This window comes from Dehalococcoidia bacterium (genome assembly GCA_025054935.1).
In the GTDB taxonomy this organism is placed as follows: domain Bacteria; phylum Chloroflexota; class Dehalococcoidia; order SpSt-223; family SpSt-223; genus JANWZD01.
On the sequence record JANWZD010000002.1, the window covers coordinates 1 to 16,049 of the forward strand.

12 protein-coding genes and 2 pseudogenes are annotated in these 16,049 nt (G+C 65.2%); 9 read left to right on the forward strand and 5 right to left on the reverse strand.

The genetic code is table 11. The annotated features are described in order from the left end of the window. The 4 genes and pseudogenes from NZ773_02910 to NZ773_02925 form a co-directional block, all read right to left on the reverse strand. The coding region (locus NZ773_02910; protein ID MCS6800879.1) for a flagellin at nt 1-592 on the reverse strand (592 nt) is incomplete at its 3' end. A 120-nt stretch (nt 593-712) separates the two neighbouring features. Next, nucleotides 713-1,513: a glycosyltransferase gene (locus NZ773_02915; protein ID MCS6800880.1), complete on the reverse strand. Its 801-nt coding sequence runs from the start codon at nt 1,511-1,513 to the stop codon at nt 713-715. Nucleotides 1,514-1,522: 9 nt separating this feature from the next. Then, nucleotides 1,523-2,023, reverse strand: a pseudogene (locus tag NZ773_02920) (hypothetical protein). A gap of 606 nt (nt 2,024-2,629) precedes the next feature. Then, a pseudogene (locus NZ773_02925) lies at nt 2,630-2,884 on the reverse strand (glycosyltransferase). 243 nt (nt 2,885-3,127) lie between these two features. On the opposite strand from NZ773_02925, the gene NZ773_02930 reads away from it, so the two are divergent. The 7 genes from NZ773_02930 to NZ773_02960 all read left to right on the forward strand — a co-directional run bounded on the left by NZ773_02930 (nt 3,128) and on the right by NZ773_02960 (nt 11,337). Then, complete coding sequence (locus NZ773_02930; GenBank protein MCS6800881.1) at nt 3,128-4,420, forward strand: hypothetical protein; 1,293 nt, start codon at nt 3,128-3,130, stop codon at nt 4,418-4,420. A 296-nt stretch (nt 4,421-4,716) separates the two neighbouring features. Next, complete coding sequence (locus NZ773_02935; protein MCS6800882.1) at nt 4,717-5,958, forward strand: NTP transferase domain-containing protein; 1,242 nt, start codon at nt 4,717-4,719, stop codon at nt 5,956-5,958. Between the two features lie 97 nt (nt 5,959-6,055). Then, entirely contained in the window at nt 6,056-7,210 is a 1,155-nt protein-coding gene (locus NZ773_02940) for an N-acetyl sugar amidotransferase (protein MCS6800883.1), read from the forward strand. Next, a complete protein-coding gene (hisH, locus tag NZ773_02945; protein MCS6800884.1) occupies nt 7,210-7,827 on the forward strand; it encodes an imidazole glycerol phosphate synthase subunit HisH in 618 nt (205 codons plus the stop codon). The genes NZ773_02940 and hisH overlap by 1 nt, the downstream gene beginning before the upstream one ends. Continuing rightward, nucleotides 7,821-8,579 (forward strand): imidazole glycerol phosphate synthase subunit HisF, encoded by a 759-nt coding sequence (gene hisF, locus NZ773_02950; protein ID MCS6800885.1) that lies wholly within the window; start codon nt 7,821-7,823, stop codon nt 8,577-8,579. Before hisH ends, hisF begins: the two co-directional genes overlap by 7 nt. 660 nt (nt 8,580-9,239) lie before the next feature. Further along, nucleotides 9,240-10,871: an MFS transporter gene (locus NZ773_02955; GenBank protein ID MCS6800886.1), complete on the forward strand. Its 1,632-nt coding sequence runs from the start codon at nt 9,240-9,242 to the stop codon at nt 10,869-10,871. Between the two features lie 13 nt (nt 10,872-10,884). Then, entirely contained in the window at nt 10,885-11,337 is a 453-nt protein-coding gene (locus tag NZ773_02960) for a MarR family transcriptional regulator (protein ID MCS6800887.1), read from the forward strand. 76 nt (nt 11,338-11,413) lie between these two features. Here NZ773_02960 and NZ773_02965 read toward each other — a convergent pair whose 3' ends face one another. Continuing rightward, nucleotides 11,414-12,589 carry a 3-hydroxyacyl-CoA dehydrogenase gene (locus tag NZ773_02965; GenBank protein MCS6800888.1) on the reverse strand — a complete coding sequence of 392 codons (1,176 nt, stop codon included), beginning with the start codon at nt 12,587-12,589 and terminating at the stop codon, nt 11,414-11,416. Nucleotides 12,590-13,135: 546 nt separating this feature from the next. Between NZ773_02965 and NZ773_02970 the strand changes: the two genes are divergently transcribed. Continuing rightward, on the forward strand, nt 13,136-14,419 hold the full coding sequence (locus NZ773_02970; GenBank protein ID MCS6800889.1) for a hypothetical protein: 1,284 nt from the start codon (nt 13,136-13,138) through the stop codon (nt 14,417-14,419). A 391-nt stretch (nt 14,420-14,810) separates the two neighbouring features. Next, on the forward strand, nt 14,811-16,049 hold a 1,239-nt coding region (locus NZ773_02975; protein ID MCS6800890.1), incomplete at its 3' end, for an Ig-like domain-containing protein.

The following is a 16,049-nucleotide window of genomic DNA, read 5'->3' on the forward strand; positions in this document are numbered from 1 at the left end:
AACCGGTGCTGCCGCGGAGCACGGTCAGAGTGTAGTTGCTGTGGGTGGCGCTGCTGCCGGCGCTCGCGATGATGATGGTGTAGGCGGTCGCGACGACGGCGCCGATGGTGCGAACCCCCGCGATGCCAGCAGAGGCGACGAGGTCGGAACCAACATTCGTCGTGGTTTGGGCAAGGTTGCCGTTCAGCAGGTAGGTATCGCCGAACTGGGTGGTCTGGGCGATGCGGGTGATCTCCTGCTGCAGGTTCTGGAACTCGGCCGTGATCTTGCTGCGCTCGTCGCTGGAGAGGGAGCCGTTGGCGGCCTGAACGGCGAGTTCGCGCATCCGCTGGAGGATGCTCTGGGTCTCGTCGAGTGCGCCCTCGGCGGTCTGGATCATGGAGATGCCGTCTTGGGCGTTGCGGATGGCTTGGCCGAGGCCGCGCACTTGGGCCTGCAGTTTCTGGCCGATGGCGAGGCCGGCGGCGTCATCGCCGGCGCGGTTGACGCGCTTGCCGGAGGAGAGACGCTCGAGCGCTTTCGAGAGGGCGTACCCTGATACTTGGAGGTTGCGTTGGGCGTTGATGGAGTTGACGTTGGTGTTGATGCGCATCTCCTCTTCCTTTCCTCCGCTTTGGCGCCTCGCCTCCGCCGAACAGGAGGTACGGCGCTGCTCTGGCCTTGGGTGTTGTTGGCTTCCGCGGGAGCGAGCGCGTCCGCGCCGTGGCTCCCTCTAGGCCGCCTCTTCGTGCTCTTCCCTTGAACCTCCGAGAGCGCTCCATTTCAGCAGCAGGGAGCGGCGATCCTGCTCCAGCAGCGCTTCTGCCGGTTCGGTCACATCGGTGTCGACGGCGATTGCCGTTGGAACGTAGAGGACTCGTCGGCCGCTCGCCTTCATGAGGAGGCCGTAGTCTGCGAACGCTGCCCGGCTGGTGTGGTAGCGCTCGTCGAGCCCCTCCGCGGCAACTAGGAGGTCCAGCCGCAGGAGGCATCCGTCTTCCGGCGCGAAGTGGACGAGCAGCGGGAGGTCGATTCGCGGGGGTCGCGGAACGTTCAGGACAGCGCGGCCGTCAGGGCGGATCCACCCGCCGGCGGAGAGCGGCGCGCCGTCGTGGCGGAGCACTCGAGACGCAACAACTGCCGCCTCGGCGTTCGCCTCCGCCGCTGCGACAAGCTCAGCGAGCCAGCCCGGCAGCGGGAAAAGATCCGGCGGAAGGACGGCGAGATACTTTCCGCGGGCGATCGTCGCCGCTTGGTTGACCGCGTGAACGAGCGTGACCGGGGCCTCGTTCTGGATAAAAGTCACTTCGCCCGGCAGGTCGGCAAGCTGGTCGGCGAGCGACCGGTCGCCCGCAAGGTCGACGAAGATCACCTCGAAGGGGATCTCGCCTGCTGCCTGCTGGAGGCCGTGGAACGCGAGGCGCAGCCGCTCTGCGCTTCCTGCAGCTGGGATCACGATCGACACGGTCGCGGCTTCCGATTCTGCAGGATCCGGTTCAACCGGCAGCCATTTGTCTTGCGCAGGGTCGTACACCGCGGTGCGTCGAGCAGGGTCGCCGGTGACCCGGGTGTAGGGAGGAACATCGGCGCGCACGACGGCGCCCGCCTCGACCACGGCGCCCATGCCCACGCGCACTTTCGGACCGATTGTCGCGCCGTTGCCGATGACCGCCCGCTCTTCGATCACAACATAGCCGGGGGCAATCGCCGCTTCGTCCGGTGTCGGGTCGAAATCGCGGATGACCACGTCGTCGCCGACCCGCACCCCGCAGCCGATGACAACGTGGTTGGCGGCGACGATCGTGACATTGCGGCCGACCGTTGTGTCATCGCCGATCGCGACGAGCGAGTCGTGCTCGTTTTGCTCGCCGGTGATGACATCGATCGTGATCCCGTCGCCGATCGCGACCCGGTCGCCGATCAGGATGCGGCCAGGATTGCGGACGAAGCGCGCCTCCCCGACGGTCGAGTCGGTGCCGAGGCGTCCCCACTCCGTCGCCGGGGCGGGCGTTTCCGCCGGCGCCGGCTCAGCCCCGACCCCCATCACCGCTGCGCCGTGCTTGAGCGCCCCGATCACCGCCTCAAGGTCGGGGGGCGCCTCATCGACCGAGATGCCGGCGGCTCGCTGCAGCTCCCACACTTTCGCTGTCGTGAGGAAAGCGTAGGCTGCCATGGCGGCGCTGAACAGGAAGCCGGGCATCCCGTCTTGATGTCCCGCGGCGACGTGATAGCGCGAGACAAATTCCGCCGCAGCTGCCGCGATCATGTTCGACCAGTTGACCGCGCCGCCGAGATCGACGGTTTGGCGCGCTTCGATCGTCGTCAGGCGATTGATCTCCGCAAAGAGGTTCTCAACAGTTGGATAGAGCACGCTCCGGATGGCGATATCGTGCGTCTCGCTGCTCAGCACTGCGCCGACCCCGAAGAGCGTGGGGGAACGGTTCAGCCGCGCGCTCTGGCGAACCGTGGTCGGCCGAAAGAACCGCCACTCGGTCATCTGCGGGTCGATCCCCGTGTGCTGGAAGCGATGACCGAGCACAGTCGTTTGGATCGGCACCTTGAACCCGTTGACGGGCGGGTCCTGGGCGGCGGCTTGGCGGAGGACGCTCGCCAGCGCCTCGGGGCAGCGCTCCCAGGGGTTCAAATGGAAGATCCACTCGCCGGTCGCCTGCGCGAAGGCAAACTCCTTGGCGGGCTCTTCATGGTCGTACGGGTGGTAAGGGATGACCCGGTCGGCATAGCGCGCGGCAAGGTCGGCGGTGCCGTCGCTTGAGGCGAGGTCGACGACAATAACCTCGTCACACCAGCGAACACTTTCGAGACAGGCTTCGATCGTTTTGGCGGCATTGCGCGCCACGATCACTGCTGAGATTCGTGGCGCGGCAGACCGCTCGTCTCCGTTCATCCCTTTCCCTCGTCTCGGGGGCGCTCCGTCGCCCGCCGGCCGCACCTGCGGCGTCCCTGGTGGGGCAAGTCTTTTTCGCTGGCCGGTGCGCGGAACATAGGGGGTTCCCCGAAAGGGAATAGGGCGTTCTCCCCATTCGCTTTCTCTGGCGGGCTGCCTATCGTTCCATGCCGTCGTTCTGCCTCTATCGGAGCGGGAGCGACGAGTCGAAATCATCAGTAGCCTGGGAGTGGGGAGCGACGCGTGGTCACCTCGAAGCAGCGCGCCGACATTGTCATCTTCACCGAGCATGTGGCGCGAGAGTTGGATGTCGCGACGGCGCTCAAGTATCTCATCGAGCGCAGGTTTGGCCTGACGGTCTTTGTCCGATCGATCGTCCACGGCCTCACGGAGACGCTCCATGACATCGCAATGCCGAAGGTCGTCGCGATCCCCTATGCCTATTCGGCTTTCAATGACTCAATCGGGCAGACGCTCGCAGCTTGGCCGCAGTCGATCTACATCAACCTGCACTACGAGCAGTTCTTTGACAAAACGAGCGCCTACGTCTGCGGGCCGATGGATGAGTTCGCGCGTCACCGCGTGATGCATCTCGCGTGGGGCGAGTTCTTCGTCGAATTTCTGCTAGCGCATGGCACCCAGCCCGACGGGATCATTCTGAATGGGAACCCGGCGCTTGCGCTGTACCGAGAGCCGTACTGCCGCTTCTATGAGTCGCGGGAGGAGCTTGCGGAGCGGTTCGGGCTCGATCCCGCGAAGCGCTGGATCTTCATGCCCGAGAGCTTCAGCATGGCGTTCGTCGAAAACCCGGTCATCGAGTCGATGGTCTACGCCGGCGCCAATGACATCGAAGTGCGGGTCTCGCGCAAGCAGGCAGCTGTCGCGCTCCGCGAAGTCGCGCACTGGCTGAAGTTTGCGGCCGAAAAGGCGGACGTCGAGATCATCGTCCGGCCGCATCCGGTAGTGCCGCTTGCCCAATTTACCAACGCCTTTATCGCTGCCGCAGGGCCAGTACCGCCTCAGCTCCATTTCATCAAAGACGGCACGGTGCGGGAGTGGATCCTCGCCTGCGATGCCAATTGCGCCTCCTTCAGCACCACGATGATCGACAGCGCTGTCGCGGGAAAGCCGACCTATCTTCTGCGGCCGCTGCCGTTCTCTGAAGCGACGGTCTATCCCTGGCATCAGCTCGTGCCGAAGGTGCGGACCCTCGCCGAATTCATGCAGGTCGTGCTCGGCCGCGTGGACAACGATGACTGGCGGTGGCTCCAGAAGTGGGCGGTCGACACGATGCTCAGTCAGGGAGACGTCATCCTCAATCTGGCCAATGTCTTGGCAGCGGCGTACTACGACGATCCGCGGATCCCGCGCCGCGTGCGTGAGGGAGGCGACCCGTTCACCGAGCGCGAGATCGATGAGCGCGCGAAAAGCCGGCTGAACCCGCTCTGGGCGACAAGGAAGCACGAGATGGATCGCTATACCGATGCCGATGTCGCGGCGCGCGTTGCGCGGTGGGAACGGGTGCTTGCTGCCTGAGGAGCGGATGACGCCATGATGCGAGTGAAGGACGCAGAGCACGAGCGCTGGCGAGGGCGAGCGGGGGCTGGCTTGATTGCACAGGAGAGATATGCCACCATTTTTGCAGCAGGCGGTTTTTCGATAGTTGCCGCTGGCTGCGCCGGCCTGCCAAGCGCCTGCGCTGCCTCGCGCTGCGCCCCAGTGAGTGTGGCGCAACCGAGCGAGGCCCGGGCGGGCGGCCGTCTCGCGGCTGGCAGCGCCTGCTCCCGCACTGGCGTCAGCCTGCGGTGCAGTTTTCTCCGGCGAGGCGTGGGATGACCACCCTCGCCTTGATTCAAGCGCGGCTCTCGTCGTCGCGTCTGCCCGGCAAAGTGCTCGCCGACATCGGCGGCCGGCCGATGATCCTGCACGTCGTCGAGCGCGTTCGTGCTGCTGCCACCGTCGACCGCGTTGTCGTCGTTACGAGCGACCGTGCCGACGATGACCCGCTCGCTGCTCTCCTTGCCCGTTGCGCTCTTCCCTATTTCCGCGGCTCGCTTGAGGACGTGCTCGACCGCTACTATCGCGCAGCCTGCCACTACGGCGGCGAGACGATCGTCCGCATCACTGGCGATTGTCCGCTCATTGATCCTGCCGTTATCGACACGGTCGTTCGTGCTCACCATGCGAGCGGAGCGGACTACACCACCAACACCCTGCGCTACACCTACCCTGATGGACTGGACGTCGAAGTGTTTTCGTTCGCGGCGCTCGAGCGCGCGCATCGCGAGGCGCGCAAGCCGTCCGAGCGGGAACACGTGACGCCCTATCTCCGCAATCCGGAGCGGTTTCGGGTCAAGAATGTTGAGCACGCGGTCGACCTCTCGCCGCGCCAGCTGCGCTGGTGTGTCGATAGCGCGGACGACCTCACCTTTGTCCGCGCCGTCTACGCGCGCCTCGGCGGCCGCCCCCTCTTCGGCTTGAACGAGGTGCTCGCGTTGCTCGAGCGCGAGCCGCACCTGCTTTCGCTGCAGGCGACCACGGTGTCGAACGAAGGCTACTACCGATCCCTCTACCGCGAGGCTGAGCTGAGCGCGGGCCGTTTCCCGTTACCTAGGCGGCTTGTCCGCGCCGAGGGCCCCTATGTTATCGACGAGCAGGGCGTTGCCTACCTCGACTACAACCAGAGCCTCGGTCCCGCCGCGATCGACTTTGCGCGCGCGGAGGAGCTGAAATGGCTTGGCCGGCGCTTGAACGACGGCCTGCGCGCGCTGGCGTTCGAAGCAGGGTTTGGCGATCGCCTCACTGTCTCCGGTCATCCGCTCGCGGCCGTCCTGCACTTTCGCGCTGAGGACGGTGCGGAAGACCTTCTCTTCGCTGCGCAGTTCTCTCAAGCAGCGGCGCGGCACGGGGTGATCGTCCGCGGGCGGCACTTCCTGACAAAGTGGCACGACTATCAAGCGATTGAAGCGACGCTTGCTGCCTATGCCGGAGTGCTCAAATGGCTTGCGGCGCGGCACCGTGCGAGCGGGCGCGGCCGGCGCCGCGAAGGCGCTGGCGTTCGGAGGGCGCAATGACTGCGTTGGGGGTGCTGCTGGCGCGGCTGCTGGGGAGGCTGAACGCGCCAGTTCTCGTTTCTATTCCAATCCGAACGGTACCGAAGGAGGCCCGACGATGACAACGATGCTGCGTCGCTGCGCTCGCTGCCTGATCCCGGAAACGCACGAAACCATCGTCTTCGACGAAGAAGGCGTCTGCAATGTCTGCCGAGCGCATGAGAAGAAGCGAGAGAAGATCGACTGGGCGGCACGTCGGGCGCAATTCGAGGAGCTGATCGAGCGGGTCCGCGGCAAGTATCTCTACGACTGTATCGTGCCCTTCAGCGGCGGGAAGGACAGCACGTTCACGCTCTACTTTCTCGTGCGGGAATACAACCTCAAGCCGCTTGTCGTTCAATTTGACCACGGCTTCTTGCGCCCGAAGCTCGTCGAGCAGAACATCCGCACCATGAAGACGCTCGGCGTCGATTTCCTCTCCTTCCGGCCGAACTGGAAAGTTGTTCAGAAGCTGATGCTCGAAAGCCTGAAACGCAAGGGCGACTTCTGCTGGCATTGTCACACGGGCATCTTCTCGTTCCCGATGCAGATCGCAGTCCGATTTCAGGTGCCGCTGCTGATTTGGGGAGAGCCGAGCGCCGAATATACAGCCTACTTCGACTACGATGACATCGAAGAGGTGGATGAGAAGCGGTTCAACCGCTTCGTCAACCTTGGGATCACCGCTGACGATATGGTCGGCATGATCGAAGGGGTTGAGCCGCGCGAACTGGAGCCGTTCCGCTACCCGCCGCTGCGTGAGCTGCGCAAGCTCGGCGTCCGCTCGGTCTGTCTCGGCTCATTCTTTCCCTGGGATGTCAAGAAGCAAGCCGAGATCATCCGTCGCGAGCTGGGCTGGGAGGGCAATGTCGTTGAAGGCGTGCCCGAACAGTACTACTACGAAAAGGTCGAGTGCTTCATGCAGGGCGTTCGCGACTACCTCAAATACTTGAAGCGAGGGTACGGACGAACCGCCCACTTGACCAGCCTCGATATCCGCAATGGGCGGCTTGACCGCGCGACCGCCGAGCGGCTGACTGAAGAGTACGACGGGAAGCGCCCGGCCAGCCTCGACTTGTTCCTGGAAGCGATTGAGATGGACGAAGAGACGTTCCACCGCATCGCGCTGACGCACACCGTTGCGCCATGGAAGCCGGACCTCCGGCGTATCCCCAGAGGAGCGCCGCTGCCGGATCACGGCAAGTTCATTCGGCCGGCGACTGTCCGCGACTGATGATCGCCATCGTCGACTACGGAATGGGCAATCTCCATTCCGTCCGCCATGCTTTTGAGCTGGTCGGCGCGGAGGTGCGGGTGACGCGCGACCCGGAAGAGCTGTACGCCGCCGAGCGGATCGTGCTCCCCGGGGTCGGCGCATTCGGCGAGTGCGTTAAGAACTTGGAGGCCAGCGGGCTCCGCGCGGTCCTTGCGGAACTGGTGCTCGAACGGGGCACGCCATTCCTCGGGATCTGCTTGGGGATGCAGGTGCTGGCGACGCTTGGCGAAGAGTTTGGCCGCCACGAAGGATTGGGCTGGGTGCCCGGGGTGGTGCGGCGTTTTGCCGGCGAGGGGCTGCGCATCCCGCATGTTGGCTGGAACGAGATTGCGCCGCAGATCGAGTCGCCCCTCTTTCGCGGCCTTGGGCATGCGCCCTGTTTCTACTTCGTTCACAGTTATCACTTCGTGCCGGACGACCCGAGGGTTGTCGCTGCAACGTGCGACTACGGCGGACCGTTTCCTGCGGCGATCCTCTCGCGCAACATCTTCGCGACCCAGTTCCATCCCGAGAAGAGCCAAGCGGTGGGATTGCGGCTGCTGGAGAACTTTCTCGAGTGGGAACCGGTATGCTGAAGCGGCGCATTATCCCCAAGCTGCTGCTCAAGAATGGGCGTACCGTCAAAGGAACGCGCTTCGTCGACCTGCGCGATACCGGGTCGCCGGTGACGAACGCCAGGATCTACGATGCCCAAGGCGCCGACGAACTGATCTTCCTCGATATCGAAGCGAGCGCGGCAAACCGCGGCCTCCTCTTCGACATCATCGCGAAGACAGCGGAAGAAGTCTTCATGCCCTTCTGTGTCGGCGGCGGCGTGCGGACAGTCGAGGATGTGCGCGCGCTGCTGCTGGCGGGGGCAGACAAGGTGGCGATCAACACCGCCGCGATCGAAACGCCGTCGCTCATCTATGAGGCGGCTCGTCTCTTCGGATCGCAGTGTATTGTGGTCTCGGTCGACTTCCGGCGGGATGGGCACCGGGCCCGGGTGTTCACCCATGGCGGCCGTCATGACACCGGTCTCGAGGTCCTCGATGTCTGCCGCCGTGCGGCTGAGCTCGGAGCAGGCGAGATCTTGCTCACCTCGATCGACCGTGACGGCACGATGAGCGGGTTCGACCTCGAGATCACCCGCCAAGTTGCCGATGCCGTCCCGATCCCGGTCATCGCCTCCGGCGGCGCCGGTTCGTCAGACCATCTGATCGCAGCGTTCCGCGAAGGGCACGCTGCGGCCGTCGCGATCGGCAGCCTCTTTCACTTCAGCGACCACTGTCCGATCAAGGTCAAGGCTCAGCTGCGGCTTGCGGGCATCGAGGTGCGCGCCGCCTAGCGCATCGCAGCGCGAATCGCTTCTCTCCTCTGAAGAAGGAGGGCGCATGGGCGGACAGCGGCGGAGGCGCGGCGGATGACGTGGTCGCAGTTGCTCGCGTGGGCGGACGACGACACCCTCGCCGAATGGATTGAGGGCGAGGTGAGCGTGACCAGCCCCGAAAGCGAGCAGAACGACCCCTGAATATCTTCCTCGCCTCGCTCCTCCTTGCCTTTGTCGCGATGCGCAGTCTCGGACGAGTGTTCGGCTCTCGCTTCTTGGTCCGCCGTCAACGCTCTGCCTGGCGGCCCGATCTCGTGGGGTGAGACGCGAACATCTCGAGCGGAGGCTGCCTACCTTTCTGCTCGGCCCGCCGGATTTGGTGATGGCGATTGTGTTGCCGGAGAGCGGGCAGCGAGACCGGGCGGAGAAGCGGTGGGGAGAGCGGTGGAGCCCCTGCGCGTCCTCAACGTGCAAGAGCAGCACCGCTCTGACACCGTCTCGCCTTTCCCCCGCCGGGACGATTGGCGCTCGGCGCGCGCGGCTGTGCTCTCGCTCGAGAGCGCGTCGGGAACGCGCTGCTTCTGCCGCGCTGCCCTTGCGGGCCGAAAAGAAAGTTGATACCATCAATCGTTGATCGGCGCCACGGTAGTGGCGCCCATTCCCTCTCGGGGGGAACCGATGAATCCTCCGCATCTTGGCGAAGCGACGATCGGCGGGAAACGGCTGGCGGTTATCGTCGCGGGCTTAATGCTGACATTGTTTCTGGCTGCACTCGAGGGCACGATTGTCGCGACGGCGATGCCGCGCATCGTGGCTGACCTGAATGGTTTCGATAAGTACTCCTGGGTCGCGACAGCGTACCTGTTGGCCTCGACGGCGGTCGTCCCAATTGTGAGCAAACTGTCTGACATCTACGGGCGCAAGCGGCAGCTGATGGTGTCGCTCGTCGGCTTTGTTGCGGGGAGCGCGCTGTGCGGCTTTGCCCAAACAATGGAGCAGCTGATCCTTTTCCGCGCGATCCAAGGGCTTGCCGGGGGCGGGCTGTTCTCGCTGGTGTTCGCCGCGAATGCAGACATCTTTCCCCCCGCCGAACGCGGGAAATGGCAGGGCCTGTTCTTCGGAATGATCACGACAGCGATCGTTCTCGGCCCGCCAATCGGCGGCTTTCTCACCGAAACACTCTCTTGGCGCTGGGTGTTTTATGTCAATATCCCGCTCTGCCTTGTGGTGCTGACTATCCTTGCTCTTGGGTTCCCGGGGCGGCCTGCCCCCGCGCCCGGCGGCTGGCGGCGGATCGATATCCGCGGGGCGATGACGCTTACCCTCGGGGTAACCGCGCTGCTGCTCGCCATCGTGACCGGAGGGGAGCGCTTGCGCTGGCTTGACCCGGCGGTGCTCGGGCTGTTTGCGATCTCGGCGCTCGCCTTTGTCGCTTTTTTCTGGACGCAACGCCGTTCCCGCGAGCCGATCGTCCCGCTCGACTTGCTCCGGCACCGCGTGATAGCGGTCGGCGCGGCGGCATCGTTCCTCGTCAGCTTTTTGATGGTGGCGACCAGTCTCTACTCGCCGCTCTATATCCAAGCTATTCTCGGTGACACGCCGACGGCTTCCGGGATCACGCTGCTGCCGCAGATCTTGACCGGGCTTCTCTTCAATGTCATCGGCGGCCAGATTGTCTCGCGGAGGGGGCGCTACCGGCAGGTGATGCTCATCGGAGGCGTTCTGATGCCGCTCGGCCTGCTTTCCCTTGCGCTCACCGCTCCCCAAGCGAACCGCTGGTGGTTCATCGGCTCGCTCATGCTGTTCTCCGCCGGGTTTTCGATGATGACGCCCCAGCTGAATGTCGCGATCCAAAACGCGCTTCCGATGAGCCGCATGGGCGCGGGAACGGGGATGGTGACCCTCATTCGCTCCATCGGGCAAACAATGGGAGCGGCTGTGGTTGGCACGGTTGTTGTGACCGTCTATCTCTCCACGCTGGGGCGGGCGATCCCGCCGGCGGCGGCAGCCTTGCCCGCCGATGTGCTCGGCGCGTTGACCGACCCGCAGCATTTTCTCGTGCGCGGCGCGGCGCCAGCCGCTCCGCCGGCGGACCTCGACCCGGCGCTTGCGCGGCAGGTTGTGGATGCGGTCGGCATCGCCCTGATTTCAGGTCTCGATGCCGCCTTCGTCACGATGTTCCTCGTCGGGCTGCTTGCCTCCCTGATTGTCTTCTTCCTGCCGGATGCGCAGCTGCGGCGCGGGAGGCCGGCAGCGACGACAGCCAACGCTGTCCCGCTCGCGCCGCGCCAAGCAGCGCCGGCGCGCTAGCGAAGGAGGGTCGATGGTGACTGAGCCCCTTGATCCTCCGCCTGCGGTCTTGCCGCTCAGCGCTGTTCTTGGCCGTCTTGCGTTTATCCTGCCCAAGCGCATGAGCGAGTGGGTCGGCTTGAACGCTCATGCCCTCCGGCTGCTCTATCTCGCGCATCAGCGCGAAGGGGTGAGCCAATCCGAGATCGAGCGGCTCTTCGACCTCGATGGAGCGGCGGTCACGCGCCTCGCGAAGCACCTCGAGGCGGAAGGGCTGATCCGCCGCGTTCCCGACCCCGCCGACAACCGCTATACGATGGTCTTCCTCACCGAAGCGGGACGGACGCGCCTTGCTCAGGTGCGCGAGGCGATGCGCGCTCTCGAAACCCGGCTCTACGAGGGGATCGACCCTGACGATCTCGCGCGTTGCCGTGACGTGCTCGAGCGCATCCGCGCGAATCTCGCTGCATTGCCCGCGCGCCCCTAGCAGCGCGCGCTCCGGCGCTGGGGGTGGACGGCGCGCCCGATGGCAGTGCGGCTGGACAGGCTTGTCCGCTGCCGGTTCAGTTTGTCTTCTCGGGAGCAGGCTCCTCCCGGAGCGACCCTCCCCGTTCGGCAAGCGCGATCAGGTGCTCGGGCGGGGCGAAGCGAGCCCCGAGCTTCGTCGCCAGTGTGCCGAGCAAAGCGGAAACTGCGCTCAGCCCGAGCTGCTCGGCCCATGCCAGCGGCCCCTGCGACCAGCCGGCTCCCGCTTGCATCGCGAGATCGATGTCGTCGGCGCGGGCGACCCGTTCGTTAAGGCAGCGGTAGGCTTCAAGGAAACTTGCCGCCATCACTTGCTGAACGACTTGATCCGGGTCTGCCGGCTGTGTCCCGAGGTCGATGGGAAGCCCATCCTGCCGGTAAAAGCCGCCGCCGCTCTTCGCGCCGAGCTGACCTTCCTCAACCAGCTGCCGCACGATTGCTGGGAGCGCAAACCGCTCGCCGTACGCCTCGACGAGGATCGCGCTGATCTCGGCCACGACATCGAGCCCCACGAGGTCGGCGAGCTGAAACGGCCCCATCGGAAAGCCGGCTCTCTCGCGGAGGGCGGCATCGACCGAGGCGATCGTCGCGTCGTTCTCGTGCTGGTAGCGCATGCCTTCGGCGATCCCAGCAAACAGGATGCGATTGACGAGAAAGCCGGGACACTCCTTGACCCGCACCGGCAGCTTCCCGATCTGACGCCCAAAGGCGAGCATGGTCTCGGCGGTCTCGTCGCTGGTGAAGGGAGTGACGATCACCTCGACCAGCTTCATCACGCTCGCCGGATTGAAGAAGTGGAAGCCGAGCACTTTGCTCGGGCGTCCTGTCGCCATCGCCAGCCGGCTGACAGAGAGGGACGACGTATTGGTAGCGAGGATCGCCTCCGGCTTGCAGACGCGATCCAGTTCGCTGAACACCGCTGCTTTGAGTGCGAACCGCTCCGGCACCGCTTCGATGACAATGTCGGCGTCGCCGAGATCATCGTAGCGGACGGTCGGGTGCACGAGCGCGAGACGTGCCTGCGCCTCCTCGCTGCTGAGCCGACCCCGGTCGACGCGTCGCCGAAAGATGCGCTCAATGTGACGGAGCGCTCGGTCGAGGACGTCTTGGGAGACATCTTTGAGGACGACAGGCACCTCGTGTTCAGCAAGAACTTGCGCGATCTCGGCGCCCATCGTTCCTGCGCCGATGACCGCGGCCCGCGCACCGGGCATCGAATTCCTCCTTTGGCTGATATTCCATCGTACATCGACCGCGGCGCTCCGAACCACCAGCGGGCGCGATGGTGCAGCGTCGCGGCGGCAGACCCGCTACGCTCGGCCTGTCGGGCGTGGGTGAAGAGGAGCGGTGGTCGTCGGCGTAGCTTAACCTGCTCGGACCGTTTCGGGTAGTGGTCGACGGGACGCTGGCCGAGAGCCACGCCCGGCGCTGCCGGAACGTGGACGCCATTGTCAAACGGCTTGCGGTCCGGCCCGAGGGCTGGCTCTCTCGTCACCCCTCCCTCGACCTGTGCTGGGCGCCGCCGCCTCATGCGCGCGACGAGGGGGGATGGCGCGTCATGCTCTTGGGAAATCGGAGCGCAACCGAATATAGTAGTAACTGCGCGGGACGCGCGGCGAGGGTACGGGAAGCGGGCGCGTCGCTCGTTTGCTTCCTTCCCGTTGTGGGGGCCGCCTGTGGAAATCGCTCCTTCCCCGTCGAGTGACGTCCGACCTCCGCTTCAGCCCGTCACTGCTATCAGGCAGCAGACACGCCGCGACGTGCTGCGCACGCTTGCGGGGGTCACGCTGGGAGGGCTTGCTGCCGCGAGCAGCGCGATCGCCCTGCAGGAGCTCTCTCCTGCGTTCGCGCGCATGCTCAACGGGCGGCTCGCGCCGCGCGTCTCCATCGAGTGGCTGCCCATTCGCGGCGCGCTGCCGCTGCGCGCGATGGTGGGGGTCTTCGGCCGGCGCTTTCCGTCCGATCTCGAGATCATCCGTGAGCTTGGGGTGCCGATTGCTCGCTGGGGCCTGCTCTGGCACCGGATGGAGCGAGAGCGCGGTGTCTTCTCCTTCGAGGAGTATGACGAGGTTGCCAACTTCGGCCGTAAGCATGGTCTTCGGTTCTGCTGGACCCTGGGCTACGGCAATCCGCTGTATGACGGGCAGTATGTCGTGGCGAGCGAGACGGCTCGCGCGGCCTTTGTCCGCTATGCGCAAGAGTGCGTTCGGCGCTACGACGACGTCGCGGCGTTTTGGGAGATCTGGAACGAACCCAATCATCCCGTCTGGGGGTTCAATGACCGCGACCCTGTCGCCTATGCGCAGCTTGTCCGCCAGACGGCGCGCGCGATCAAGGCGCTGCAGCCGACGGGCCGAGTAATTGCCGGCTCGCTGTCGACCGTTGACGAGCCGTACCTGCGCGCCATGGTCGCCGCTGACCTTGGCTCCGACGTCGACATCGTCTCCGTGCAGCCCTACCGCTGGGAGCCGCCCGAGACGGTGCTGAATGACCTGCCGAAGGCGCGGATCCTCGTTCGGGGCCGCCCTGTGGCTATCACCGAGTGGGGATACAGCACCCATCTCGACCCGCTCAGTCCCGGACCGAGCCTCACTGAGCAGGGCGCGTATGCCGCTCGCGTGATGCTCACCGCTAACGTTGCGCGTCTTCCCCTTGTCGTCTGGTACGACGCCTCTGACGACGGACCAGATAAGACGTGGCCAGACGACAATTACGGCCTCGTCTTCACAGACCTGACGCCGAAGCCGGGGTACTTTGCGGTCAAGAACCTGATGGCGCTTGTCGGCGACCGCCGGCCGGCGGCATACGTCGATGCTGGCCGCTTTTTTGCCGTCTGGTATCCGAGCCCTACGGAGCCACTCACTCTCCTCTGGGCGTCCGGCCTCGCGCCGGTCACGATCGACTTGCTGCGTCCGGTTGAGGTGATCCGCCTGCTCGACCCAGCCCGCACTCCCCGCCTCGTTCGCGGCAGCCTTGTGCTCCCGCCGGATGATCTCTTTGCTTTCAGTCATCCCCTCGAGAACATCATCGCCGCTGTCCGATAGCAACAAGCTTCTGACTGTCGCTTCGCTTTCCCCCGCTGCGAGAATCATCGCTCAGCCAGCGGGTGATTGGGGCTAGGAAGACTTTCCCACTTGAAGAACGCCCTGCGTCAGCGCTTGGCCGTGGAGTGCCATGTTCCGCGGCAAGATGTCAAGAAGTCCGGATAGGCCATCTTGGCGACCAAAGGTACCATCAAGCTCGCCCCATCGCGCGCCGAAATCACTGGCGACAGCAGGTTGACCGTTCGTCATCTCGCGAAGAGGACGAACGGATTCTCGCTTCGCCAGATGGTGCTCGATGGGTCGATATCATCATCGCTCGGCACGTTCTTCCTTTGGGGCAGTTTCTTTTCGTGCATCGCTCCGATGGATACCATCGCTTCTTGTTGCCGCCGTGCTCGTCTTCGCGCCGCTGGCAAGCTATGCTGAAGGCCCGGCCGCTGGGGCTGTCTTTGTGCCGTTCGCCGCGCTCGAGGCAGAGGTGAGCGGCGCCGCTGGTGCCGAGCAGCTGGCAACCCCCTCGGTGACGATCGTTGCTCCGAGCGCTGGCAGCACCGTGCGCGGCATGTTTCAGGTGCGCGCGACTGGGAGCGGGATCGCGAGCGCTACTGTCCGAGTAGACAACGGCGCTCCGGTCGCGATGCGGTTCGATCGCGCATCCGACGGCTGGGTTGCTTCGCTCGATAGCCGCGCCTATCCCAATGGGCGGCACGCGCTGACGGTGGTGGCCGAAGGGCGCCGACGCGGCACCGTGCAGGCGACCGTCGCTGACATTCAGTTCGACAATCCTCTCCCTGCGCCGGCGTCGTCCTCGGGCAGCGCCTCAGCCGTGCCGACTGCCACCCCGAGCGCGCCTCGGAGTGAGAGCACCGAGTCGATGCCGGCTGGCTCCGCGCTTGAAACCGGGGTCGTCGTGAGCGTGTTCAAGGATGCGCTCGCGCCCGGCTGGGAGAACTGGTCGTGGGGCGGAACCGCTCGCTTCGACACTGCCGCCCCAGTCTATCATGGCAGCCGGGCAGTGAGCTTTCTCAACTTTGCCGGCTATGCCGGCCTCAGCCTCCACCGCTCCTCTCCCGTCGACGTCTCGAGAGCGACTCACCTCCGCTTCGCCGTGCGTGCCGGCGCGCGTGACCAGCATTTTCGGGTTGGCCTGCTCGACGGGGCAGGCAATCAGCTACCGAGGATGCCAAACCTCGTCGACTTTGGGGGTGACCCTATTCCCGATGGCTGGCGGCTCTATCAGATCCCGCTTACTGCCTTTGGGGCGCCTGTCCAGCAGGTGACGCGCGTCTTCCTGCAGGAGATAAGCGGCCGGGCGCAGACAGCGGTCTATGTGGATGAGATCGCCTTCGTCTCCACCACTATCCCCGTCGTCAACCCGACCCCGACGTTCGCCTCGGCGCCGGTCCCTTGGACCCCCTCGCCCGGTCCGAAGCTGTACGGGGTGAATCTGACAGGGGCGGAGTATACGCCGTCGTCGCTGCCGGGGGTGCTGGGACGGGACTATGTCTATCCGTACTCGGGGGTGCGGACGAGCCTGTATCCCGGGGGATATCAGGGGGCGGCGTACTTTGCGGCGAAGGGGCTGCGGCTGCTGCGGGTGCCGGTGCGGTGGGAGCGGCTGCAGCCGGTG